Below are 26,282 nucleotides of genomic sequence, written 5' to 3'. Positions count from 1 at the left end.
GACCTGCTTCTTTTGGTGAATTATTTACAGCCTTATCTGCTTTTTGGTCTTTCTCAGCTTGCTTGGTTGTATCCTTACCTTGGGCTTGGTTCTTATCCGCTACAACACCAGCTGCGATATTGTTGCTGGTCGTTACTGCTTGACTTGTGCTAAGAGCTGCACTTGCCAAACTTTGGTTAGCACTACCTGATACAAGACTTGCTGCAGGGTTGACCTTAAGGTTGAGCGATGCAGAAGTTGAGGTAGACACAGAAGCCTGAGCTGACGGTTCGCTAACAACTGATGTACTCTCAACTACAGAGGCAGGTGCTGGAGCGCTTGCTGACTCTGATGGTGCAGAGCTTACTGAGGCAGATGTTTTTGCGCTTGCTGAGACTGATGCAGGAGCTGATGTTGATTGACTCGCTGACTCAGATGCTGGAACAGTTGACTGACCTGCTGATGTTGAAGCACTTGCAGATGCTGACTGACTAGCTAAAACTGACTGACTTGCTGAGGCAGATTGACTGACTGAAGCTGACTGACTCGCACTCACTTGAGCCTCAACAGATTGACTGACTGATACAGAAGCTGAGGCAGATGCTTGTTCTGCTTGAGCTTTCTTTACTTCTGCTTGCGCTTGAGCGATGATTGAGTTAGTACTTGTTTCAGTTGTTTCAGCTGCTTTCGGTTCAGCTGCGATGACTGCTTTATCCGTTTCTTTGTACTCAGATGTTTCATCTGCGTATACAGTTTGCTCTTGAGTCATCACAAATCCTGCAGCCCCCGCGGCCAGGATTCCCCCTATACCCGCTAACGTGTTAAGACTAAGGTGTGCGTGATCAAGTTCTTCAGTGTCTGACAGGGTACTAGAGACAACTTCGCCCATCCCACCGATACGGAAGAGATCCAATTGAGAGTTCGAGGCTTTCACCCAGTTTTTCCCCGACTTGTAAAGCTTATAACGCTTTTTCTCATCTACGATCTCGAAATCTTTGTTAAATTTTTTACTTCGAAACATTCGATTCCTTTCTTTTATCCAATTGCGACCCTTTGTTAACCTCATGATCATTAACAAAGCGTAGTTGCGCTGCCCTCTCAAAACCAAAGCCAATAAAAGCCGCAGTCAGTCTCAGTTTTTATCCCTTTGACTCAGAAAAAGCAGATTCCATCTGGGATATACCAGTTACTTTTATCTAGTATACACCATCTATCATTTTACCAAAACGGCTCCTCCTTTTCAAGCATTTATACTCGAAATGACCAATTAAAATTCCTAATTTTTATCTAAAGTTCGCTTTTAAGGTTCAAATTATTGGAAACGTATTATTATCTTTTGAAATTCCTCCCCCCTTTCACACTAGTTCAATTAGATAGACATAAAAAAACCTTGACGAGCAAATCGTCAAGGTTTATCTGTTCTAGAGAGCTCCTCCATATAGAAAAAATCCTAGAAAAAGTGTCCCAACTGCATGAGTAGCGTGACCAAAAGGGTGACGAGAAAGAGAACTCCGCCCAACACAGCAATCATGCTAAAATCTTGCTTCTCCCTTTTTAGGGGTTTCTTTCGATTATCTAGCTGTTCTCGTATATGTTCTTGTAAAATTCCATTGTCCTTGTTAGACATGTGCTCCTCCTTTTCTGTTGATAGAAAGGAACTTGCTTTCATCGAAAGCAAGCCCTTGTCTTATTAGCTTATAAAATTGCCTTGTAGGCTTCCAGATCAGCCTGATTCGCCGCCTGTTTTTGCTTAGCAAGAGCAGCCTCCATCTCAGATGGAAGAGAGAGAACTCCCTGAATCTTACCTACCATGGCTGATACATTTTCCACCGGATAAATATGACTTTCTGCAACGAAACGATGATTGTGACAAGTCGTCTCAAAACTGAGAATCAGCATATTATTCTCAAAAGCTGTTCGACTGCCATTGAGAATTTCATCACTGATGTTGATATCCAGATACAAGTCACAGCGAGCAAAGAGCTCATTCACCTTAGCTGGACGAATATTAGGGTAGAGGGAAATATTCGGATAGCGATTTAATTCCATCAAATGACTTGACATCTCAGTGATCGCTCCAATATGGAAATGAACATTTGGTAATTGAGTCAAAAGTGACTTAATTTGCTCGATTTGGTCACTATTCGTCAGGATCAAAGCTTCTGGATTCATATTATTGAGGCGATGGTATTGATAGAGATAACCAACATTGCGGAAGTAACTCTTCTCTTTTGGTGTTGCAAGCTTGAGGATTTTATCATAAACTTGCTTATCCTGTACTGCGATACGGATGTTGCGATGAGGCAACTGCATCGCTGCTTTCATGTTACCCGGCAACTCCTCTCCAATCGGCTCCTGCCAGAAGAGAATATCCTCTGCTCGTCCTTCTTTCGGAGTCAGACCAACGGCTACTAAAAATGGTGTTGCTAGAGAATTGTAGATAATGCGATCTGTATCATATCCACGATATCGCAAGTAAAAGATTACAAACTCCTGCTTAGAATTGAAAATATGGCGTTTTCCATCAAGAGTTAAGACAATATCCTCTGTTAGATGATTTTCCATAATCACCGTTACGTTATCCTGATTAAAGTAGCGTGTATGAGTTGGACGTTGGGTATCATCATAGGTAATCTGTGCAAAGAGACGTCCCTTGCGATTGTAAATGTCCGCAGCACGTACACGGCCTTGATCATCCAACCACTCGACTGCACGCACGCGACGTTCGTGTGTTGGTTGACGGTAAAAGATATTGGCACGTTTCTTACCCATATCTAAGATTTCACCATTAACATTACTCGAGCGGATTTCCCACAAATGAGGCTTTGGAACAAGGTTAAAATAAAGAGGTAGATCGTCCTCTGAAGCCACATCTCCAGTAAAGTAACTGTAAGGCGACTCAACATCAGGTGCGAGGTAGCCATCGTCTCGGATCACGACAACAGGGCAGTCTAGCCCAGCCACCTTAAGTGAACGTAACAAGTCAAAACTCGCTTGATCATAGCGTTCAAATAAACAAATCATAGTGTTTATGCCTTTCTTTTCGAATCCCTACTGATGCTGTGCAGATTGAACAAGATCATACCAACGCTGGGCGATATGTTCATCAAGATATGGTTCTGCCACCTCGTAGGACACACGGGATAAATCTTCTTGGGAATGTTGAGTAAATAGCTGGACAATCTTTTCTGCATATTCTGTTGTCATTGCATCCAGATCATCTGGACGCGCCTCAGGAATCAAGTAGCCATTTTCCCCATCACGGATAAAGGTTGGATTTCCATAACGTACATCAAAACCAATAATTGGCAGACCAGAGCCAACCGCTTCTAACAAGGTCAAACCAAATCCTTCACTTGTCGAGGCAGACAGGTAAGCAGAGTAATTTCGATAAACATCTGCCATGTGGTGATGTCCCATCAGACGGATATACTCTTCTGCATTTAACTCATGAATCAACTGCTCCAACATGGCTCTTTCACCACCCGTACCATAGATATCAAAAGTGATTTCAGGTAATTGCTCATGTGCCTTCACTACAGAGTGAATCAACCAATCAATATGCTTTTCACTTGCCAAGCGAGAAGCTGTAATCAATCCAAACGGCTTGCGCTCTCCTTCTGGATGACGCAATTGATCCAAACTTCCCACCGGAATAGTCAAGATTTCATTTGGTTTGATGTTTGTATATTGAGCGAATTGTTCTTTGAGTAGGTTCGTTTGCGCATCGGTCGAGTTAACGATATAGTCCACCTCGTCAGCATGTTCGAACTGATACTCATAATAGTTATTCCATAAAATATAGTCTTTCTCAGCAGGATTTTCACTAAAGTGGTCTGCATGAACGATTACGACTAGCTTTGCAGCGCCCTTATTAGCAAAGATAGCTTGACCAATATCTGTCTCTCGGTCTAAGATCAATAAATCTTTGTCCGTCAGAGACAAACTTCTCATAAAATGTGCGACAAACTCTTGCTTAGAATAGAAAACATGATTTGGGAAACGATAGACTTGCGTCTCCTGTCTACCATCGACTTCATTGATGATTTCCTCATAAGCCACACTGCCATCTTCATTGAGCCAGGTACGTTGATATAATTGCGCATGACCATTCATCGGACTAAAATACTCGATAAAATTCTTCGTATAAGTATAGTACTCTTTTTGAATCAAACAACCACGCGAAACAATTTCAGCGCGCTCAATCAATTCTTTGTCCATATCACAGGCATAACAAGTCACAAAATCACCATCATCAAATACAAGTCGAATCGTCTTCATATCGGTGTCTCGAATAATTTCGAGGGGCTCTTTATTGAAACTCGCTAAGACCTGTGCTAGCGTATAGGTCGTCGGTGCAATTTTAACATCTGTAAAATACTGATAAAGCCAGATAACTTCAGAATCTTCAAAGCCAATATTCTTTGTCAAATGTTCAATGTTATCAGCAGATATAAAATCCATAAAGATGAACTTCGCTTCTAAGCCAACACTACGAAGCAATTTTGCACGGTAAATCTGTGCATATTCTACACCGCTACTCGCCCAGCCAATCCCCAAATTGATGTTATAAATTGTCATATTTGATTATCCTCTTACAAAAAGTTATCTCGTTTAATTCTCGAAAGACGTTTGATTCTCTTGCCCTTATCATCATCTAACTTATCTTCGTCTTTCTTTTTAGGTTTTACGCGACGTGAAGTGATGTGGCTGACAGAGATGGTACTATCTGTTCCTGTTTTTGCAAGGGGTTGTTCGAGATGGATTTTTTCTCTCTCAGGCACCACCTCTTCTTTCTCCTTAGCAACTTCTTCTGGTCTATCAAGTTCTTTACGTAATTCTTGAATTTTTTTGATATCTTTTGGTTTAGCATCGATATCGTCCAGTTCTAGAAAATCATCAATTCGACTAATAATATTTTTAATTTTTTCTTTTTGTAAATTATACAATCTCTCAGCCTCTGCCCGTTTTTTTGTCAGAGTATCGATTTCTTCGAGAATAGATTCTCTCGTATCCAAATAGTCTTTTTGCGCCTTTTCTAAAACTTCTTTAGCTTCTTTTTCAGCCCTATCATGAGCTTCAATAACAAGAGATTTGGCATAAATGATTGCTTCACCGATCTCTTTTTCTTGATTCTTCATAGAGTCGATTTTTTTACGTAGGGACTCGATTTTTTCATTCTTCTTTTGAATTTCACGATCGAACCCTTCCTCTAATGCTTCGATACAATCTTCGACTTCCTTAGCACGGTAGTTACCGAACAATGTTTTCTTAAGTCTCATTTTGCTCCCTCTATTCCTTACTTATTCTGATTTACACCACTCCCCCTCATTGTAGCATAAAATAGCGTAAATTGCTATTCTTTTCTAAGCTCCAAATAAGGAAAATATCCTGAAGCGCTATCAAGCAAAACTCGAACTTAGCTTAAAGCTCATCCATTTCTAAAAAATGTCTGATTGATAGATCAGACATTTTCAAAAGTCAAAACATGAACACTACTCTTAAACCAGAAAGAATTCGAGTTATTACTTCCTATTTTAAAAATTTAGTTCCGTAAAAGTAAGTGGTGTATAGCCAAGTAATTCCACACCATCATACTCAACTGTTTTCACGATCTCTTGGATATTCGTTTTCAGCTCTTCAGTTGCTACGCTATTTGAATCATCCAAGACCACATCATCTTCTACGACGAAGAGTGGTTTTTGGTAACGATCGTAAAGATTGTTCATCACGAGGCGAAGTCCCAAAGAATCAATGCGATTTTGGCCATTATTTGCATATTTGTTGATAAAAACTTCTTGGGAATTGCTTGATGCATAATAACTGAAGCTGACAAAGTCAATTTTCCCATCTCTTAGGACAAAGAGGTCGTCATTTTCAATATCCAAGGCGATTTGATCACGTTCCAAACGACGCAAAAAGTGATTTGGGTAGTATCCACGAACTTGCACGTCTGTAAACAAATAATTTTCCCTATCTTTGACTTCTGCTTCCATTACATCAATAGTACTTTCAGTTTGCTGACTGTAGTTTTTACTAACAACCATCATCCCACCAAACTGAAACTCTGGGTTGATTGTTTTTCCGAGCTTGATTGCACGTGCAGAAGCAACTAATTGATAATGAGCTGCTTGCCAAATCACCTGTTCTTGATTGTCATCTGGTCCAAAAGACAATCCCCCACCAAGAAACGGCAAATGGTGCAAAACATTGAACTCATTGAAGGTAATCCAATACTTCACTTTGTCCTTAAAGTACTGAAAGACAGCCTCTGCGTAACGCTCAAAGAGTTCAATCATATTGCGGCTTTTCCAAGCTCCATATTTTTCGTATAGATTCAGCGGAAGATCAAAGTGACTCAATGTCACAATCGGTTCGATATCTTTTTCTAATACGTCATCGATGATTGCTTCATAATATTTCAACCCCTCTTCACTCGGCTGCAACTCTTCACCACTTGGAAAGATGCGTGCCCAAGAGATCGAGATTCTATAGGCATTAAAACCCATTGATTGAATCAAATTCAGGTCTTCTGTATAATCTCTCTGACCTGCTGAAACAAATCTCCCTAGGATATCATAGGATCCTAAAGGTACATTTTTGTAGTCAACTGTTCCATTCAAAACTTCTATCCGATATTGGTCAACGGGTAGTACATCTGTAGTACCCAAAGCTTTTTTACTATTTGACATCATATTTCTAATCATAGTGACTCCTTTTGATTTTATTATTTCTATTTAATGATTGCAAGTTCTATTTAGGATGATTTCTCATCTTCCCTTTTTTGAGTAATAGCAACCAAACCAGACAATTCACTTGCAACATTTCTTAAGTCACGTGCTAGGGGCTGCGAACCTGGTTTGAGTAGATGGTAGAGTTGGCGTTCTGTCATCCTTAAATTTGTACCATTTGCTCCTGAATAGTGAGACAGATGTTTCAGAGAGTCTTGCAAATCTACATTCTTTATCAATTCTTCTCTATTTTCAGACTCCTGTTGCTCCTCAACAATAGGTGCTTGAGACGATCCTTCTTCAGAAATTTCAGGTGTCATCACTTCTTGCACTTTTTGCTGGTGAGTTAGAGGGCTCATATCCTGTTCAGAGAGGCTCTTATACAGACGTTCCGAAGTATGCAAGTCATGCGCGAATACTTCTGTCTCCGCTACACTCTGTCTATAGGAACCAAATTCTGATTCTAACATACTATAGGATTGAGATAGGGATGCTTTCCTTAAACTCACCGAATCAGCTACACTCTGACTTTGACTTAAGGATTCAGATATTTGTTGGCTTTGACTCAAGGATTCAGACTCACTGAGATAGAGGACTTCGCTCAAACTTAATGACTCGGACTCAGAAAGTAAATGAGAAATCATCTCACTCAAGGATTCAGACTCCGAAAGGGATTCCCACTCGCTCTGACTCAGGCTGTAGAACTCGGACTCGGAGACACTCTGACTCGCTTGCTCTGATTCGGAATAACTCCACCACTCTGATTCTGAAATGCTTTGGGATTCTGAAACAGATTCCCACTCACTCTGGCTCAGGCTATAGAACTCAGACTCGGAGACACTCTGACTCGCTTGCTCTGATTCGGAATAACTCCACCACTCTGATTCTGAAATGCTTTGGGATTCTGAAACAGATTCCCACTCGCTCTGACTCAGGCTATAGAAGTCGGACTCGGAGACACTCTGACTCGCTTGCTCTGATTCGGAATAACTCCACCACTCTGATTCTGAAATGCTTTGGAATTCTGAAACGGATTCCCACTCACTCTGGCTCAGGCTATAGAACTCGGACTCGGAGACACTCTGACTCGCTTGTTCTGATTCGGAATAACTCCACCACTCTTGTTCTGAGTAGCTTTGGGATTCTGAAACGGATTCCCATTCACTCTGGCTCAGGCTATAGAACTCAGACTCGGAAACACTCTGACTTGCTTGTTCTGATTCGGAATAGCTCCACCACTCCTGCTCTGAGTAGCTTTGGGATTCTGAAACGGATTCCCACTCACTCTGGCTCAAGCTATAGAACTCAGACTCGGAGACACTCTGACTCGCTTGTTCTGATTCGGAATAACTCCACCACTCTGATTCTGAAATGCTTTGGGATTCTGAAACGGATTCCCACTCGCTCTGACTCAGACTGTAGAACTCGGACTCGGAGACACTCTGACTCGCTTGTTCTGATTCGGAATAACTCCACCACTCTGATTCTGAAATGCTTTGGGATTCTGAAACGGATTCCCACTCGCTCTGACTCAGACTGTAGAACTCGGACTCGGAGACACTCTGACTCGCTTGTTCTGATTCGGAATAACTCCACCACTCTGATTCTGAAATGCTTTGGGATTCTGAAACGGATTCCCATTCACTCTGGCTCAGGCTATAGAACTCGGACTCGGAGACACTCTGACTCGCTTGCTCTGATTCGGAATAACTCCACCATTCCTGCTCTGAAATGCTTTGGGAGTCTGAAACGGAGTCCCACTCACTCTGGCTCAGACTATAGAAATCGGACTCGGAAACACTCTGACTTGCTTGTTCTAATTCGGAATAACTCCACCACTCTGATTCTGAAATGCTTTGGGATTCTGAAACGGAGTCCCACTCACTCTGGCTCAGGCTATAGAACTCAGACTCGGAAATACTCGGACTCACTTGCTCTGATTCACTCAAGGAAAGAGACTCCCCTGTCAAATGCTCAGAATTAGAGAGGCTATCAACCAAGGAAAGGGACTCAGATTCAGATTCTGAAGAAGAGACCACTAATGAGTAGTTCTCAGACATGGACTCTCGAAGCGAGAATCCTTTTGCTGATATACTCTGGCTAAACGACTCACTGTACGAATCTGCGACAGAAAGGCTGAGGGAAGCTAAAGCGCTAGTTGACAAACTCTGACTAACATTCCTTATCAAGTCAGCCACTCCCAAACTGTTCCTTTCCTGAAAGTCTTCTAAGGCTTCCATGACAGAAACTGACTCTGTTGGTAACTCAAGTTCTTCACTAGCACTCAGAATAATTTCCTTTTGCTCTTTGAGTTTTCGACTAACGGGCTTTGATTTAGTTGCATCTAGGCTACGGTAATCACTATCTTCCTTACCTTTTTGCTTAAACTTTGATATCAAACGTTTAAATCCCTTTAGCTCTTTGTTATTATTTTTACTCATAATATGATTTTCTCCAAAAATACAGTTATATCATCATTATAAAGTCTACAACAGAATCTGTCAAAGTATTAGCCAAAGAAAACTTCTAACTTCCCAGAAGGCTTAATATTAATGTAACTCAATGTCATATTTTTTATAATGTTTAGATTTATATCTGCATTCATTTTTTTGTATGATTTAAAAGCTTCTTTATGAAACTCAAAGACTGGATTTTTTTGGGCATACCCTTGACTAGACACCAAACCTTGAAATTGCTGTAAATAGTCAACCTGCTCAACCCAACAGTCATCTATCGCTCTCAAAACGACAGTTCTTTGAAATTGATTGAACAACTCTAAATCCTTGATTTTATCTTTTTTCTGCTGGTACTCTGAAACAAGGAGGTCGGATAAAAACTTTTTAACTTGCCGTAAATCCGTAACATCTAGATCATCTGGAATATCCTCGCAGTAATAACTAATATTATCCAAAACAAAGCGAAACAGATCCGCCCGCTCTTTAAACGGTGTTTTACTTGTATAAATGTCCACTGCATCCGATAGAGTAGACAAGAAATAGGTCAAATCAAATTCTGGATGGGAGATGAGCTTATTACGTTTATTGTAGATAATCTGTCGCTGAATACGGATACTTTCATCATATCGTTCCGTTGAACGTCTGGAAGCCGCTGACGCGTTATCACTATTCTTCTGAGCTTCTTCAACCGCATATCTAATACGACGAGAGGTCAAATGAATCTTTTGTTTTTCCTCTGGTTTTGCAATTTCTTTATGATAGTACTCACTAATCCATTTGCTACCAGACTTGGAAATAAGATCATCCTCAAGAGAAATAAAGAATTTACTCAATCCTGGAGCGCCTTGTCGTCCGGCACGACCACGAAGCTGCAAATCCACTCGCTCACTGGACATTCTCTCCGTTCCAACAACAGCGAGTCCACCCAACTCAGCAACTCCTTCTTCCAAGATAATATCTGTTCCACGACCTGCCATTGATGTTGCTACTGTCACTGCAGAACGTCTACCAGCCAGTGCGATCATCTCAGCCTCTTTTGCTGCATTATGGGCGTTCAACACATTATGGGCGATTCCCTCTTGGAGTAAGAGCATAGAATAAATCTCAGACATTCCAACCGATCCTGTCGCAATTAAAACTGGCTGGCCTTTTTTATGTAATTTTTTGATATACTCCAATGAAGCATATAATTTTTGAGGAATCGTGAGATAGATTTCATCTGGATAATCAATTCGTAAATTGGGTTTTCGTGTAGGAACAACTACGACTCCCAAATCGTAAACGTCTCTGAACTCCTCCTCACAAACTTTACCAGTACCCGTCATTCCTGCTAATTTTGGAAACATTCTAAATAAATTTTGATAGGTAATAGAGGCCATCGAACGCGTTTCCAATGTGATTTTCACACGTTCTCTGGCTTCTAGTGCTTGGTGCAATCCTGATTGGAGTTTATTTCCTTCCAAGAGACGTCCTGTCGCCTCATCCATCAGTTTAACTTCGCCATTATCCACCGTGTACTGACGATCTTTTTCAAATAAGTGGTTAGCTCTCAAAGCTAGGTTAATTTGGCGAATGAGCTGGTAATTATCTGGATCATAGGCATTCTGAACGCGGAAATAAACCTCTGCTTCCTTTACTCCTTTTCTCGTCAACCATACAGACGTCCGAGTGGAGTCTAAATTAAAATCTTCCCCTTCTTTTAGAGTTTTCACAAACTCATCACACGAGAGAAAGAGGTTGGATTGAACCCGAGGAGAACCTGAAATGATTAGCGGCATCTGCGCACTATCTAGCAAGGCTGCATCTACTTCATCGACCAAACAAAAATAAAATTTTGGTAAAAACTTCTTTGATTGAGATGTCGCCAAGTTTTCTTCTAGGTAATCAAACCCTAACGCACTATGTGTTGTATAGACAATATCATTCTTATAGATTTGTTGTTTTTGAGGAATTTTAAGTTTTTTTGCCGGATCTTCCGAGACACCTACTCCAACTGTCATTCCTAAAAATCGAAAAACAGGTGCCATTTGCTTGGCATCACGCGCCGCCAAATATTCATTGGCCGTGACTAAGATCGTACTTTTTTCCGTCAAGGCATTTAGGTATAAAGGAAGGATAGCTGTCAAGGTTTTTCCTTCCCCTGTTCTCATTTCTGCAATCTGATTGTCTTGCATAACCAAGGCTCCTAAAACCTGAACATCATAAGGATATAATCCTAATATACGCTTGGCCGCCTCACGAATGGTTGCATACGCTTCTGGCAAAATGGACTGCAAGCTTTCTCCTCCAGAAAGGCGTTCTTTAAACCATTTTGTCTGAGCTTGCAGTTTCTCATTTGACATAGCTGCATAACTATCAGATAGTTTATTAACCTTCTCCAAAATCTTTTTGTAACGCATTAGTTTATAGGAGTTGGTCAAATTGAATCGTTTAGTTTTCATTCTTTCTCATCCACTCTTCAATTTTCTCCAAGTCAATCGCTTGAAGTAAAAATGACTTATCTAATAAATATTCAATGTTTGCTAGTTCACGTGGTCTAGTCTTCAAGTTCGCATATTCCTTAACTTTTGTCGGATTAAATTGCTGCAGCAATAATTCTTTAAAAATAGGCGGATTTACTCGATTACGATAACGTTCCAGCAAGCGTTGATAATCTAGTTCACTTAAAAACTCATCCGTCACAAGAGCGTATGAATTTCCAAATTGTTTGGAGTAATGCAGGGCCGCAATATTAGAAATCGCTCCGTAACCAACAAAAGCCACTTTTTCAAAAAGATGCTCTTGCGCTAATTCTTCAATCGTTTCAAGCAAGGTTTCGTAAAATCGTTCCTCCATGTATAGGAGCGCCTCCCTATAAGACGAATTAACAATCAATACATTTGAGAAATGTTCACGAACATGTTCTGGGATAAAACCTGTTCGATTGAGTTCGGGTTCAGTAAAGCAAACATACATCGTTTCTTTCTCGGAATCCTGATGAAGTAAATCAGATATCCAGTAGCGATCCACTGTATAATCCGCTAACTGCTCCTCAGCAACATAAATCCCTTCAAACAGGAAGCGATGACAACCCGAGCTGACTAACTGCACCTTGTAATATTGTGTACTATCTGGAACGCATATGCTCACTCTCTCCCCCTGTTTAATGATTTGATTCGAAATTTCTTCATCTCGAGCATCCATAAATTCAACTTTTAAGTATGTTGAATTTTCTGGGATGGTTTCTATATGACTGCCAAAGATATAGTTTTGCCCACGTTTCAATTCAGGAAGCTGACTCGTATTGCGTAAAGCCTGATAGTTTGCCCGTGAGTGCCATTCATGAATAACTGTCCCCGAAGGCATGAACTGGTTTTCATACAAAACATGACCACCGTCTAACAGTTTGACAGATGAACCGTATAGATACTGAGATACGCTTTGGATATCCCAATAAGCAAAATAGACTTCTTCCTTGTATCTCACGATTTAAACTCCCTTTCAAAACTATTCATTAATAGTGTTTTATATTGGTTAAAGAACCATTCAACAATACCTATTGTGTCATCGTTGTGTCGTCCAGTCAACCCTTTACTGATAACGCTGACGCGGTAATCTCGCTGTCCTAACTCATCCAGCATATCAGGATAGGCAGACATATCATAGTCATCTTGATACATATAGGACATGATAAATTTAGTCTTTGAAAAATCAGCTGACTCAAAAGCCGTCCAAAAACGTTCGTTAAGCTGAGCTGTAGCTTCGCTTGATAACTCCCCTATTGTACGATACACCAAATCCAGTGATGTTGGAAATCCTCCCGGACGAATAGTTGACTCATTTTCTGCCATATCTCCTAAGTTAACAAGAGGTTTTCCGACAATAACGGCATGAGGTTCCAACTTAGAACTATAGTAAAGGGCGCCAAAAGTTCCCATTGATAAACCTGACAAGGTCAGTTGTTCCGTCGTAAAACCAAGTTCATCTAAGCAGTTATGAACCACTTGGAGAAGTTTTTGTTCTAGCTCCTCCGATCCAAGATAGAAAGCGCCCCCCTCTGAACGCGGATCCCCTACCAGTAAGAATGGCGACCCCAAATTATTCATCATCCAGTATCCCTCAAATCCCTCTGCGGGACGGTACCCTGAAAAATAGATGTTCAACGGTGGTTTCAAATCTCCTGGATGGAAAAAATAAATCAGTTCTTCTCGATTTTTGTCGCTAATTCGTTTTCCTCCGACTAACAAGTCTCCATAACCAAGATGGGAGTCTCGATAGTGGCAGGGACCAAGTTTTACAATCCCTTGTCCCTTTGCTTGAATGCTGATACTCAAATAATACGAATCATTTACATCTAACGTCAGGGACCGATCGAAACTCGTTTCATCATAAATCCATTCTTGCATGGGAGAATTTCCAGCAGGAAAACCTTTAACAACGTAGCGGATCGAACAACCTTCTGAAACTCTGAACTCAGGCCACAAATCTAAGGGCATCTCCCCACTCAGAAAAATATTATGTTGATATGTCGCGATAGTCTGATAATCCTCACCATATCGGCCACATAAACGAAGGTAGTTTGTCCCTTCATAACTGATTTGACCTTCAAAAGATGGTGCAGCGACTAGATGATTAACACTTAGTTTCGTTCCATTTTGTTTAGAGAAAAAACCACGTGAAAATATATGTAGCATTTGCTCTGGATTTTCAAAATTTGTTTTCACGGCCTTTTTACGCAAAAGAAATCGTTCCAATGTTTTCGTAGTGATTCGACAACGCTCATGATAGAACAGACGGTAAACCTGAATTTTCTGATCCAAGATAGTAACATACTCTAAATATTCAGCGGTATCTACCAACACGACATCAAACGGTTTATCTACTTTTTTCTTCTTTTTTTTTCCGTTTTCCGCCTCAGTCTCAGCCTCTCTATTTAAGATCCCGATATCTTCTGGCAATAAAGAAACGATGTCTTCTGGTTTGACAAAGGTCCATTTTATATTACTAGGAATTTCATATTGCTCCTGCCAATTTTCATCAGCAATTTGCAAAACACTAATTTTTTTCATTTCCTTTTAATTCCTTTATGGTATTTTTCCACATATCGACAATCTCACCCCTTGTGTACTGTTCAATCTTCTTGACTGAGTGAACTAGAGATTGATTCCAATGTTCTAAGTTTGTGAGGTAGTATAAGAGTGCCTCTTCAAAATCTGAAATATCCTCTAGAATCCAACCATTTTCTCCATGCTTCACATAAGAAGAGCTATACAAGTTAACCTGAGGGATCCCTCCACTAATGCCAGCGATTTGAGTCAACACATCAGCCGGAGTCCCCAAATCTAGTATAATACGAACGTACTTCAGAACTTTAATCAAATCGACGTTGCTATGAATAGTCTCAATATCAATCCGTTCACGAACAATCTCCTCTTCATCATCAAGAACTCGGTTCTCACCTCTCGCTCTTTTCTCTTTATCAACAAAAATCAAATCTTGTTCATATTCTGGCTTAAGTGATAGATAGCTTTCTAGTACCTGTTTTATATAGGCCTCTCGACCAAAATCCTGACTTTGTGTTCCAACCAGCAAGTCAATCCATTCATTTTTCAACATCATTTCAAACAAAGTCGTAAACACATATTGAATTTGATCTGCTGGTAGATTGTCGTAATTGACGTAAACAATTAACTCTTTTTTTCTTTGACTATGCCCTAAGTTTAGATGAGTATCATAAGGCGGAATCTCATAAAAGCCCGGCAACTGTTCTAGATCCACATTAGCTGCCATCGTTTCAATTTTATTTAAACTATCAACAACGAAGAACGGCGTGTCTGTCAAATCCGTTAACAACTGCTCTTGGTTTGTGATTGGATAGCGATCTCCAAAAAAAGACAAAATAACATAATGATTTTTCTTAATCTTTTGGAAAAAGTGATTGTGCTGCACATCTGACGAAATCACAATCGTATCATCCTTCGTTAACGTAGAAGTTAGATACTGATCTAATTTTTCATTGATCAATTCTTCAATATCTTGGTAAACTTCTTTTGCAAATGTAGCCTGTGCCTCAGGGTTGATAAGTACTTGATGATTTTCTGTGCCCAAAAATTCCCTAAACTGCCATGTACCTTGTAAATTTAAATAATCTTGGTAGTAAGGCTGATTATTTTCAAAATAGATGATACTTGAAACAAATCCACGATCATCAAAGATTAACTGATGATTTGTCTGCCCACCCTCAAAATAAGTAATATCAAAGAAATTACCTGTTTGTGAAAAGTTAATTTTAGCATAGTGCTCTTGATTTAAATATACCTCAATCATAAAAGGAGTATAGAAGAATTCTACTCCTTGAGGCCACTTAATATCTTCTAGACGAATTTTACGTACAGATACATCCGTCAGGCCTTGTATAGTATCAAATAGATTCCATACAGTTTCTGGCAATATTCTTTGCTGATAAAGAAAGGTTCGAATATGTGGTGAATAGTTCAAAATCAGAGTGGTATTTGCCTCTCCTGATTGCTGAAACATTCGCAGCAAATTCACCGCATCATCAAACATCATATTTTTAGACACGTAATAGAAAGGCAGAGTGGTAGAGTACCATTTCCGATCTTGTCTATACCAAGATGGTACAAAGTAAAACATATCCCTCTATTCTCCTTTAAATTCTAATTCTTTGTGGTAGTAAGTCCCAATTCTCAAGATACGTATTTCTTCATGCAAAGGCAAGAGCATACTGACTAAAATGATCAATGTACTTGGTATAGTCAAAAGCAAATTTGGAAGAGGTAGGAAGAAATTAATGAAATAGGGTAAACCAATAAAAACGATTAGGTAGAGTGCTCCTACGTTAGACTGCAAGGAAATGTAATGTTTCAAAACTTTTAAAGTTGCTTTCCCAGGCTGGATATAGTCTAGGTATTCCCCTTGACGTTGTAAACGTTTCGCTGTTTCTTCTGGTTCTAAGTTGATATAGGCAAATAAAATTGCAAGAAGATAGATAGCTAGCAGATAAAAGGCCAAACTTAGAGGTTTTGTAAAGTCAAATAAACTACCAAAATTTTTTGTAAAACCATGTCCAAACCAGTCTAATACCAACTGAAGCAACATAATAACACTCGAGGCATACATAATCGGCATTCCTCCTGAGGGAAGAAATTTGATAGGGAGGTAAGACTTACCATAGTAACGACTACTTAACATGACTCGATTTAGAGGCAAACGAATTTCAGCCCTCTCGCAGACCACGGCAATATAGCCCAAGATCAAAAATGAGATCGCCGCACCTACTAGAAAGGCCAGTCCTTCTTTAGACAAAACAGATTGTCCTATCAATACCACTAATTGGTTAGCAAATTGTAGCAGAATTCCTGAAATAATAATAATTGTCTGCCCGCCTACTCCCTTGCTAACATTCAAACTAGCCAACCAGATAATAACAAAGCTTCCTGCTACAACAGTTGCTAGTACAGCCATATTATAAATCCAATCATCTACAAGAAGCAAAAAGCGTCCATTTTCCGAACGAGCTGTGTACATAATAGCTATCCCCTGTAACACTGAAAAAATCAAAGTGAGAATTTTTTGGACAAAATCCGCTTTTTTCAATGACCAGGACTGGATATTCCAACTTTTATTTAAATTGATAACCTGCCAGACAATCATGGTCGTAATCCAAGGACCTAATCCTAAAGAAAACATGGAAATCCGAGAGACATCTACTCCTGCTAAGGAATATAAATAGGCCAAGGGGTTTTGCTCACTTATTTGTGAAAAACCTGTGTTGCCATTGTATCCTGGAAGTAAAATATGGCGACCAAGTAAATAGATCGCGATGACCAAAATTGTAAAAATTGCTCTTCGGAAAAAAATACTTGTTCGTTTTTGTTTTTTAAGACCGAAATGTTTCATCTGTCATCCTTTATTCTTTATATTTAGCAAACCTTGCGATCGTTTGCTAGCAATGCTCATGCACCATCGTAACAGTAAGGTAATCTAAGAAAACAGGCTCATCCCACTGATAGACAAGATAGGATTAACTGGCTTACCATGATATTTCGCCTACGAAATATAGGAGCACCTCATGAGTGTAAATCTACTTGGAGCTTCTCTTCTATCCTTGAATATTTTCATGTGAGAACACCTGTTCTTCCATTTCTTCTATTCGAACATTATCAAATGCATAAACGGATTTACTTAATCCTTAAAATTTTTATAAGTATGTCAATTTTGTCACCACAATTGACATCTAAAAAATCAGTTCCACAATCAAATTCCTCACAAGATTGAGGATCCCATTTTTAAATTTTATGATAACATCAGAGAAAATTTAAGGATTTTACGCTTTCTCATCTGATCATGTTCCTTCGAAAGTTGAAGGGATTTCATCCGATTTTTCTCTCCCTAAAAATCATTTATAAAAATTACCAGTTCCTACTATTGTAGCATATTTATCAATTATTTTCAAACACGACATCTCTTTTTATAAGCGTAAAGGGCACCTTATGAATTTTGAGCAAAATCCATTTGGAATGGGATTGACTATTTTAAACATTTGTTTACTATTACAACTCAGACGAAAAAGACCAGAGCGTCACTCTGGCCTTTTCCTGTTCAGTTTAGCTTGTAACTAAACTTAATCTTCTTTTTTGCGAGTAGTAGCTGCAAGGCCTGCACCTAAGCCCAAGAGAGCCAATCCTGCTGCTAAAGCTGACATCTGAGACTCACTTCCTGTATTTGGAAGGTGATCTTTTTCAGTTTGTGTCGCTTTTTCTTCTTGAGAGCGCGCTCCCGTTTGAGCCAGTTGGTGCGCATCTGGCTTGACAGAAACTTGTGGATTTGGTTCTCCTTGCACTACAGCAGTTCCAACTTCCACGATACGATCTTGTGCTACTATCTTATCAAAGGTTTCTTTCAGTGTACGCTTACCATTTTCGACTTCTACTAGATGGATACGAACACCCTTTTGACCTTCTTGGATTACACGAGTTTGCCCTGCTGGAAGTGTATCATTCTTACGTTCTTGAACTTGGAAATCAACTTCCTTTTCTTCTACTAGTAGTTCTGGTTTGCGATGAACTAAATCTCTGATACCATCAAGTGGTTGAGCCGTACCTCCCTTGGTTCCAACTTCCACGACACGATCTTGCGCAACTATCTTATCAAAAGTTTCTTTCAATGTACGCTTACCGTTTTCGACTTCTACTAGATGAACACGCACACCTTTTTGACCTTCTTGGAGAACACGACTTTCACCCACATAAAGTTTACCAGTCTTACGTTCTTGAACTTGGAAATCAACTTCTTTTTCTTCTACTAGTAGTTCTGGTTTATGATGAACTAAATCTCTGACACCATCAAGTGGTTGGGCTGTACCTCGCTTGGTTCCAACTTCCACGATACGATCTTGCGATGCTACCTTATCAAAGGTTTCCTTTAGGGTGCGTTTCCCGTTCTCCACTTCGATAAGATGAACACGCACACCTTTTTTACCTTCTTGAAGAACACGACTTTCCCCCACATAAAGTTTATCAGTCTTACGTTCTTGAACTTTGAAATCAATTGCCTCTTCTTCCACCAGAAGCTCTGGTTTTTCATGCACTAAACTTGCATTGCCATCAAGTGGTTGAACCGTACCATGTTTAGTTCCAACAAGAAGAACCCGGTCAACAGGAGCCTGAAGCACTTCACGGAGTTTCTCTTCACGAGTTCCGTCTGGACTTACAGATGTAAGAATGCGTTCCTTACCAACTTGTCCTTCTTGTTCTACACGGCTTTCTCCTACATATAGACTTGAATCTTCTTTTTCAACAGTCTGGAAGGCAAGTTCTTTTTCGACAACCTCAAGACTTGGATTTTCTTCTTGAATAGCAGGGGTTGTTTTCTCAGAAACTGGTTCTTCCTTGACTAGTTGGATACGATATTCCTTGACTTGTTTTCCACTTTCTGAAACGAGGCGAACAAGTACTGGAAGGCTATCATCGCTACTATCTACTACAGTTGAAGCTACTTGATTGCTTTCTTCGACTGAGACTTTTGGACGTTGACCTTTATAGGTGATTTGATAATCTTGACGGTTTTCAGCGAAATCAGCAAGTTCTTTTCCATCTACAAGAATCTTCGATTGAGTGCTTTCTTGAGGCAATTCGCTTGGTGCAAGGAAGGTCATCTCAATCATTGCAACACCCTTCTTATCAGCCTTGCGCTCCATACGCCATCTCATGGCTTTGGCTTTCACGGCTTTAAATGTTACGTTAATTTCATCACCAGCTTCAATGTCTTTATCCGCACGATAAGGAACAGCTTCCCAGTTATCTGGATTGTTGAATGGATGGCCTGATTCGTAGGCTTGGTAGTTTGAATAGTAGGTTGGCACTTCAAACTCTGGACCGACATAGCGTTCTAGAACAAGTTTAGATGGTGCATCCGTTCCGCTATCTGCAAAGAAGTGAAGTTTGGCTTGCGCAACAGTCCGTTCTACAATCTTACCATTTTCACGGAAGATCACACCCGCTGATACTTCTGGGTTAGAAGATGGTGTTGGAGACCAGTTTGTCCAACGACGATTTTCAGAGTGATCTCTGTCATTGATATAGTCTACACGGTCATGAGAACTGTCGTCAATATCATTAGTTGCTGAGGCAAAGGCTTGGTTACTATTTTCATCATAGTCAGGGTTGTCTGAAAGAGCCTCACCTAGTTTGTCTGTCACTCGTACAGAGAATTCAGCAACGAGGTCACTACCAAGGACACGGCCTCGAACAGTAAATTGACCTGCTTTTGTCAGATTTTCTGCTGGAACTTTTTCCCATTCCACTGCCAAGTCTTTTGTTTCGTAGCCTTCTTTACCTGTGAAGTAAACCGGAACCTTCATTGGCAATTCAAGTGGTTGACCTAGTTGCAACAAGCGAGCTTGTTTAACCGCAACTAGAGGTTTACGAGAAAGTAAGTCTTTATCCTTAGTAAAGTGTAGACGGTATTCTCCTAGGATGTCACCATTTTCAGCTTTCGCGATGACACGAACTGGCTCACCTTCGCGAACGCTTGGAACAACCGTCGCGAGACCATTGTTGCTAACACTTGCTGTTACTGTAGGAACTTTTCCATCTACAGACTCAAGGTAGTAGTCTGTCAAATCAGGGTTGAAGTTTGCCAAGTCTTTACCGTCAACTTGGATTCTTGTCTGTCCTTGTTTAGCTGGCGCAACTTGTTTCGCAAAGATTTGTACTTCTGTGATAGAAGTTCCCCGCTTATTATCTGCTTTAACCATGCGAATGCGAACAGCATAGGTTTCAACTTTATCAAAGCTAAAGTGATTCATTTCTCCAGCCTTGAGTTGAGCAGGGGCTTTTAGATTTGTAACAGGTTTCCAGTTAGCTGGATCATTAAATACATGGTCTTCATTGGCTACAAAGCTAGGATTTTTAGGAGCTGTTGGAACAGTCTTACCAACATAATACTCGATCACGTAAGACTTAGGTGCACCGACTCCATGATCTTCGTGGAATCCGACACTTAAATTATCAATTGAACGTTTGCTCAAGATACCTGAATCTCCGAATAGGACACCGACTGAAGCTTCTGGATTACTACGATTCCAGTTTGTCCAACGATTGGCTGGTCGGTCATTAAAGGAAATCAATTTATCGTTGACGTTTGAAACAGGGTCGCTTGGATTTGAGTCTGAAGCAAAGGCCAGTGGCAATTCTGAACCCGTCCATTGGTCAGAGATATTTGCTCCTTGCTCTGTTTTAGCAGACACACGAACATGAAGTTTGGTAGTTAATTGCGTACCTTCTAGGCGACCAGTGACTGTAAAGACACCTTCCTTAGCGTATTGGTCTGATTGAATCGCATCCCAAGCAACCTTGGCAGATGAAACGTGACCATTTGAATCGTAGGTACGAACACTTTCTGGTAATTGTGGCGCTTCTGCGATTGGTGTTGTCACACTGACTTCTTCAACCGAAACGATACCTTCTACAGAGACTTTAGCACGCGCTTCAAGGTCAAGGCCTTCAACTTTACCTAGCACTTCAAAGGTTTGATAGTGGTCTAGTTTTTCTTTTGGAATAGCTTGCCATGTGACTTTGTGAGTTTTAGGGAAACCTTTGTCATACTCAACAGTTACTGTTGATGGAAGCGTAGGTTCTTGATGCAAGTCTGTCACTACATTTACTGGACGGATGGATTGCGCAACCTTCGTCTCAGTATTGGCTTGGATAGTGAGTTCAACTTGACCTTTAGCCCCCTCATATTCCGCTTTCAGAGTGACTGCTCCCGGTCTATGCAATTCAAGCATTCCTTTACGGACTGCAACTTCCCCTTCACCACTTGTAGAGAAGCTTACTTTATCAGCTGGTAAAACTGCTTGTGTTCCGTCTTGATAATGAGCGAGTACGGACAATTTCACTATTTGATCTTCTTTAAGACCGTCAGCTTGCTCTACTTGTAGGCTCAAATGGTCAATTTTCGGTGCTTCTTCAAGGAATTGAATCGCATAAGTTTGAAGAGGGCCACCATCTTTTGGTTGAACATAAATGCTTGCACGCATGCCGTTTGCTGCACTTGCTTGGACTACGGTAACATTCGCATTTTCAGCACTTGCTGCTACTTTTGGCAAGGATGCACCGTAAGCAAGAGTGCGATATTGCATTGGATTTTGAGTAGTAAGACCAGAGACTTCCTCACCACCAACAGTCACATTTGGTACTACAGGTGCTGCAGGATTACCTTCTTCTACTACAAGGGTAGCGTGAATAGTCTCACCACCCAGTTGGCCAGTCATTGGAATACGTGATCCTGCAACTGACAGTTTAGCTTTATCTGCTTCCGCAATCTCCCACTTATCAACTTCGTATTCTTGTACGCTTCCATCCGTAACGGCAATAGAAACGTATTTGTCAACAGCGCTCAAGTCTGTTCCTGGAGCAACACGTTTAACAGTTGGAAGCTCATTTGCAATTGCTAGAACTTCGACACGGGCCTCAACTTCACGTCCGTCTGCCATACCTTTAACAGTCACAACTCCTGCTTGGCTCACATCAACTGAAGACCAAGTTACTGGACGTTTTTCACGACTGCCATCACTGTAGATAAAACCGACTGTCTTCGGCATTTTTGGCTCTTTTTCAATAACAGTACGTACTTTTGGTACTTCTGTTCCGAGAACGGTCTTTTCTTGGTCTTCTTTTTTACCAGTAAAGACAGTTACTTGACCAGATTTCAAGAGATCAGAGTGGGCAGTAAGAGTGAATTTACCTGCTTGCTCAGTTGATTTAACAATGGCAACCCCTTTACCGTTAAAGGCTCTGCGAATCCAAGAGCCATCTGGTTGCGCCTTATAACGTTCACGGCTGGCTTGTTCCCCATTATCGACACCAACAAGTTGACCCTGGCCATGCAATTGGAAACGAACCAGATTATTTGCAGTTGGGACTACATTCCCTTGACTGTCAACAATTTCATAGTAGATGTAAGTCAAGTCTTTTCCATCTGCTGCGATTGCGTGCTCTTCCTTAATGAGACGAACACCTGCTGGCTGGCCTGCAGTGGTAATCTTGTCACGAGCAATTTCTTTACCAGCTTCATCACGAGCTACTGCTTCTAAAGTACCTGGTTGGTAAGCAACCTTCCACTCAAGGTACAGTTCCTTGGCATTGGCACCTTCTTGGTAAGTCCGTCCATCGCTAGTTTGTTTTTTGTTGAAGGTCTTAACTCCAAGAGATTGACCATTCAAGAACAATTCTACGCTAGCAGCGTTTGAATATGCACGAACTGGAATCTTACCTTCTGCATCAGCTACGTTCGCTTTTAGAGTAGGGTCTTCCCAGTTCCAGTGAGGAAGGAGGTGTACCATTGGTTTCTTCTTAACAGAAACCCATTGGCTTTGGTAGAGGTAGAAGTCATGTTTTGGAATACCTGCTGTATCTACGATACCAAAGTAAGAGCTCTTAACGGGAGTTTGGTTTTGGTTATGCCATGGCGTAGGCTCACCGATATAGTCCGTACCTGTCCAGATAAACTGTCCAGCATAGCCAGCGTTGTCACGGTCAAAAGTCCATGAATCTGTTGCCGTTTTACCCCAGCCAACTCGGTCATTACCATAGTCAGACTGTTCGTAATGACGTTCAGGTCCGTTACTATGTTTCAATTCACGTTCAGGGCGATAATAGCTACCACGTGTACGGGTTGCTGAAGATGTTTCTGAACCATAAATCAACCAGTTTGGATGTTTCGCACGAAGTTTCTTATAGTTGTCTTCTGAATAGTTGAAACCAACTGCATCGAGTTCTTCGGCAATCTTCTCATGTCCACCACTACCATTACCGAAACGGAACTTATCTGCTCCCATGGTAACATAACGTGTAGTATCAACATCTTTAATCACTTTTACTAAGCGTTTAACCGTTGCAAGTGAGTGGGCGTCACCATTGGCTTCACCGATTTCATTCCCGATAGACCACATGAAGACAGCTGGGTTATTTTTGTCTCTTTCGACCATGGTACGAAGATCATAGTCAGACCATTTTTCGCCTTTTCGAGCTTCTGGGTGAGTGGCATCTTTTTCAAAGAAACGACCATAGTCATAAGGTTTCTTTCCACCATACCAAGTATCAAAGGCCTCTTCCTGAACGAGCAAACCAAGTTCTGCAGCGATTTGCAAGGTTTGCTCACTAGCAGGGTTGTGGGTTGTACGAATAGAGTTAACCCCCATCTCCTTCATTTGTTTGAGACGACGGTATTCTGCCTTATAGTTTTCTTCTGCTCCAAGTGCTCCGTGGTCATGGTGCAAGGAAACACCATGGAATTTAATGCGTTCGCCATTCAAAGAGAAGCCTTCATTTGGCGTCCAGTGATAGTAACGGTAACCAAACAAATCCTTCTTAGCATCAACCAATTGACCATCACGGTAAACACGCGTAATCAATTCGTACAAGGCAGGTTTGTCATTTAAAACTGTCCAGAGTTTTGGTTTTTCAACTTCTAAAATAGCATCAAGGCTTGTTGATTCATGTGCTTTCAAGGTACGACTCGCTGTACGAACCAAGCCAGTCACTGCTTGACCACCACGCTCTACAATTTGATACTCTGCTACAAGTTCATGGTCTTTATCGTCTGTATTGACGATTTTGCTGGTCACATGCGTTTCAACCTTGCCGTGTTGCTGTTGTTCAAGTTTTGGCGTTAAGATGGTTGTTCCATTTTTTTCAACATGAACCTTATCTGTCACCTGCATGGTCACATCACGGTAAATACCGCTACCTGAGTACCAACGGCTACTTGGTTGTTTGTTGACTGCATGGACAGCAATCACATTCTCACGACCATCTTTGTGAAGGTACTTTGTGATATCGTATGAGAACTGGTTATAACCATTTGGATAATGTCCCACTAACTGGCCATTGACATAGACTTGAGAATCCATGTAGACACCATCAAAGGTCACTCGAACATTTTTCTTGAGATCTTTTTCATCAAGTTTAAAGGTCTTACGATACCAAGCTTCACCACCATTTAGCTGTCCACCTTCGTTTTGGGCAGGTGATTGATGGTCAAAATCGTTAAAGATACTCCAGTCATGTGGAAGATCCAATTTTTGCCATGTTGATACATCTGCATCTGGTTTCACAGCTTCTTTAGAGTTCGCATTGAGTTTGAAGTGCCAATTTTGATTAAAATTCACTTTTCTGTCTTCAATCATTTGATTTACTTCTTCATTTGTCGCAGCTTTAACTTCTTCCTTGATAGGTTTTTCTTGACTTGAAGCTTGTGATTCTACCTTTGGATCATTTTCTTCAGGTTTAGAAGATGCTTTTTCCTCTTTCGGAGTTATGGCTTCATCTTCTTTCACCTCTGGTTTACTTGCTTCAATGGCAGCAGCTTGACTTTGTTCCACACTTGCAGCCTCGTTCTTCTCTGCTACTGCTTGATCCTGTTTTTCCTCCACTGCTGGACTTTCCTCTTTTGCTTGTTCTACAGTGTGCGCAATAGGAGTTTCATCCGCAAAAACTGATGATTCTCCAACGACACTTCCTCCAAATAGAACAGCACAGGTTCCAATCATGACAGAGCAAGCTCCTACAGCAAACTTACGAATACTGTAGACTCTTTTACGATTCCAATGGCCTTTTTCCATAAAATCCTCCTTTAGTAACCGCTTCCATTTCTTTGTAAGCGCATTACTTTTTCATAGCCTTTTATCCTTATTTTATAAAATAATATAGGAAATTTCAATACCCTAAACACAAAAAATCATATTTTTGATTGTTTTTTCTAAAATTTGTAGAAGATTCAAAAAATGTGAATGTAGATTTAGAACAAAAGCAAACATTTCTTGTCACTCAGTAAAATGTTATAAAAAAATTCCTTTTACGGCGACCTGACACTCAGCAGTTTAGTGATTAGGTAATATTAGCGAGTCAACTTATCTGGCTTGCTTTTTTCGTTGTTTAGTTTTCTGATGAAATTGTAGTAAATATCTATCTGAATGATTCTATTGTGTTTCGTTCCTATTGGCTTTTGAATCACAATCTTGTCAATCAGCTCATTTACGATTTCAACGGTTAATTCTGGAAGTTCTGTATATTTGGAAATGCGAAAATCATGCCACTTTGGAAGTCGCATATGTTTCTACTCTCAGAGCTGTTTCAGCTTGTTTTTAAGCATGCCAATAAAGAAATTTGATCTAATCCTAAAACCGTCAGTAAAGGATTGACCTCCGTCATAGCCGAATATGCTCACGCTAATATTTCAGATACAGATTTCAATAAGTATTTTTCGGGCAAAAATAAAGGACGAAGTCTAGTAGGTGTCGTCCAAGATGAAATTGATAAAAAAGGCTTTTCGCCCTATATTTTAGAAGCCGAAAAGAGATTGTCTCAGCTGAATTACAAAAAAAAAAAACAAGTTTCAACTGGATTCCACACTTGAAGATTTCTTTGAATTTTTGGAAGAATCAACCAACTTGCTTGTATCGATCCGAATTGATTTAAAGAAGTCTTATAAGCTCAACCATTCCATTAGACCTTATTTATTTCTGGTTGAATGTTTTTATTACGCCTTAATTTCATACCACCAATCAATCTAGTACCACTTACCAAGAAGTCGATTTCAACCAAGAAAGCCA

The 26,282-nt window shown here is 40.4% G+C and carries 14 protein-coding genes and 1 pseudogene; 1 reads left to right on the top strand and 14 read right to left on the bottom strand.

Going from position 1 to position 26,282, the window contains the following annotated elements; all coding sequences use genetic code 11:
- Positions 1–330: 330 nt before the first annotated feature.
- Positions 331–474, top strand: a complete 144-nt coding sequence (locus FGK98_RS10160; protein ID WP_347233040.1) for a hypothetical protein — start codon at positions 331–333, stop codon at positions 472–474.
- Positions 475–859: 385 nt separating this feature from the next.
- On the opposite strand, the pseudogene FGK98_RS10155 reads toward FGK98_RS10160, so the two are convergent.
- From FGK98_RS10155 to FGK98_RS02965, 14 genes and pseudogenes are all read right to left on the bottom strand, one after another.
- Positions 860–1,000, bottom strand: a pseudogene (locus FGK98_RS10155) (KxYKxGKxW signal peptide domain-containing protein); the annotation flags it as partial.
- Positions 1,001–1,429: 429 nt separating this feature from the next.
- On the bottom strand, positions 1,430–1,606 hold the full coding sequence (locus FGK98_RS03025) for a hypothetical protein (RefSeq protein ID WP_000066115.1): 177 nt from the start codon (positions 1,604–1,606) through the stop codon (positions 1,430–1,432).
- A gap of 68 nt (positions 1,607–1,674) precedes the next feature.
- Positions 1,675–3,003 carry an accessory Sec system glycosylation chaperone GtfB gene (gene gtfB, locus FGK98_RS03020; protein ID WP_138099969.1) on the bottom strand — a complete coding sequence of 443 codons (1,329 nt, stop codon included), beginning with the start codon at positions 3,001–3,003 and terminating at the stop codon, positions 1,675–1,677.
- Positions 3,004–3,030: 27 nt separating this feature from the next.
- Positions 3,031–4,560, bottom strand: a complete 1,530-nt coding sequence (gene gtfA, locus FGK98_RS03015) for an accessory Sec system glycosyltransferase GtfA (protein ID WP_138099968.1) — start codon at positions 4,558–4,560, stop codon at positions 3,031–3,033.
- A 14-nt stretch (positions 4,561–4,574) separates the two neighbouring features.
- Positions 4,575–5,261, bottom strand: coding sequence for a hypothetical protein (locus FGK98_RS03010; RefSeq protein WP_138099967.1), 687 nt, complete (start codon positions 5,259–5,261; stop codon positions 4,575–4,577).
- A gap of 255 nt (positions 5,262–5,516) precedes the next feature.
- Positions 5,517–6,686 carry a family 1 glycosylhydrolase gene (locus FGK98_RS03005; protein WP_138099966.1) on the bottom strand — a complete coding sequence of 390 codons (1,170 nt, stop codon included), beginning with the start codon at positions 6,684–6,686 and terminating at the stop codon, positions 5,517–5,519.
- Between the two features lie 50 nt (positions 6,687–6,736).
- Positions 6,737–9,151 carry a serine-rich family protein gene (locus FGK98_RS03000; RefSeq protein ID WP_138099965.1) on the bottom strand — a complete coding sequence of 805 codons (2,415 nt, stop codon included), beginning with the start codon at positions 9,149–9,151 and terminating at the stop codon, positions 6,737–6,739.
- Positions 9,152–9,219: 68 nt separating this feature from the next.
- Positions 9,220–11,607: an accessory Sec system translocase SecA2 gene (gene secA2 / locus FGK98_RS02995; RefSeq protein ID WP_138099964.1), complete on the bottom strand. Its 2,388-nt coding sequence runs from the start codon at positions 11,605–11,607 to the stop codon at positions 9,220–9,222.
- Positions 11,597–12,631 carry an accessory Sec system protein Asp3 gene (gene asp3, locus FGK98_RS02990; protein WP_138099963.1) on the bottom strand — a complete coding sequence of 345 codons (1,035 nt, stop codon included), beginning with the start codon at positions 12,629–12,631 and terminating at the stop codon, positions 11,597–11,599. The genes secA2 and asp3 overlap by 11 nt, the downstream gene beginning before the upstream one ends.
- The gene (asp2, locus tag FGK98_RS02985; RefSeq protein WP_138099962.1) at positions 12,628–14,214 is read right to left on the bottom strand and encodes an accessory Sec system protein Asp2; all 1,587 of its coding nucleotides are present in this window, start codon (positions 14,212–14,214) and stop codon (positions 12,628–12,630) included. The genes asp3 and asp2 overlap by 4 nt, the downstream gene beginning before the upstream one ends.
- Positions 14,201–15,799 (bottom strand): accessory Sec system protein Asp1, encoded by a 1,599-nt coding sequence (asp1, locus tag FGK98_RS02980; protein ID WP_138099961.1) that lies wholly within the window; start codon positions 15,797–15,799, stop codon positions 14,201–14,203. The genes asp2 and asp1 overlap by 14 nt, the downstream gene beginning before the upstream one ends.
- A gap of 6 nt (positions 15,800–15,805) precedes the next feature.
- Positions 15,806–17,065 (bottom strand): accessory Sec system protein translocase subunit SecY2, encoded by a 1,260-nt coding sequence (locus tag FGK98_RS02975; RefSeq protein ID WP_138099960.1) that lies wholly within the window; start codon positions 17,063–17,065, stop codon positions 15,806–15,808.
- 724 nt (positions 17,066–17,789) lie between these two features.
- Positions 17,790–25,292: a G5 domain-containing protein gene (locus FGK98_RS02970; RefSeq protein WP_138099959.1), complete on the bottom strand. Its 7,503-nt coding sequence runs from the start codon at positions 25,290–25,292 to the stop codon at positions 17,790–17,792.
- A gap of 275 nt (positions 25,293–25,567) precedes the next feature.
- Positions 25,568–25,780: a DUF4368 domain-containing protein gene (locus FGK98_RS02965; RefSeq protein WP_138099958.1), complete on the bottom strand. Its 213-nt coding sequence runs from the start codon at positions 25,778–25,780 to the stop codon at positions 25,568–25,570.
- Between the last annotated feature and the right edge of the window lie 502 nt (positions 25,781–26,282).

This window comes from Streptococcus australis (assembly GCF_901543175.1).
Classification (GTDB): Bacteria; Bacillota; Bacilli; order Lactobacillales; family Streptococcaceae; genus Streptococcus; species Streptococcus australis_A.
The sequence above is the reverse complement of the archived record's forward strand: the minus strand, read 5'-3'. Positions and strand labels throughout refer to the sequence as shown.

Excerpts from the sequence above, each read along its gene's own strand:
- FGK98_RS10160 (WP_347233040.1), top strand. The coding sequence starts at position 331 with ATGGTGCAGAGCTTACTGAGGCAGATGTTTTTGCGCTTGCTGAGACTG.
- FGK98_RS03025 (WP_000066115.1), bottom strand. The coding sequence starts at position 1,606 with ATGTCTAACAAGGACAATGGAATTTTACAAGAACATATACGAGAACAG.
- gtfB (WP_138099969.1), bottom strand. The coding sequence starts at position 3,003 with ATGATTTGTTTATTTGAACGCTATGATCAAGCGAGTTTTGACTTGTTA.
- gtfA (WP_138099968.1), bottom strand. The coding sequence starts at position 4,560 with ATGACAATTTATAACATCAATTTGGGGATTGGCTGGGCGAGTAGCGGT.
- FGK98_RS03010 (WP_138099967.1), bottom strand. The coding sequence starts at position 5,261 with ATGAGACTTAAGAAAACATTGTTCGGTAACTACCGTGCTAAGGAAGTC.
- FGK98_RS03005 (WP_138099966.1), bottom strand. The coding sequence starts at position 6,686 with ATGATTAGAAATATGATGTCAAATAGTAAAAAAGCTTTGGGTACTACA.
- FGK98_RS03000 (WP_138099965.1), bottom strand. The coding sequence starts at position 9,151 with ATGAGTAAAAATAATAACAAAGAGCTAAAGGGATTTAAACGTTTGATA.
- secA2 (WP_138099964.1), bottom strand. The coding sequence starts at position 11,607 with ATGAAAACTAAACGATTCAATTTGACCAACTCCTATAAACTAATGCGT.
- asp2 (WP_138099962.1), bottom strand. The coding sequence starts at position 14,214 with ATGAAAAAAATTAGTGTTTTGCAAATTGCTGATGAAAATTGGCAGGAG.
- asp1 (WP_138099961.1), bottom strand. The coding sequence starts at position 15,799 with ATGTTTTACTTTGTACCATCTTGGTATAGACAAGATCGGAAATGGTAC.
- FGK98_RS02975 (WP_138099960.1), bottom strand. The coding sequence starts at position 17,065 with ATGAAACATTTCGGTCTTAAAAAACAAAAACGAACAAGTATTTTTTTC.
- FGK98_RS02970 (WP_138099959.1), bottom strand. The coding sequence starts at position 25,292 with ATGGAAAAAGGCCATTGGAATCGTAAAAGAGTCTACAGTATTCGTAAG.
- FGK98_RS02965 (WP_138099958.1), bottom strand. The coding sequence starts at position 25,780 with ATGCGACTTCCAAAGTGGCATGATTTTCGCATTTCCAAATATACAGAA.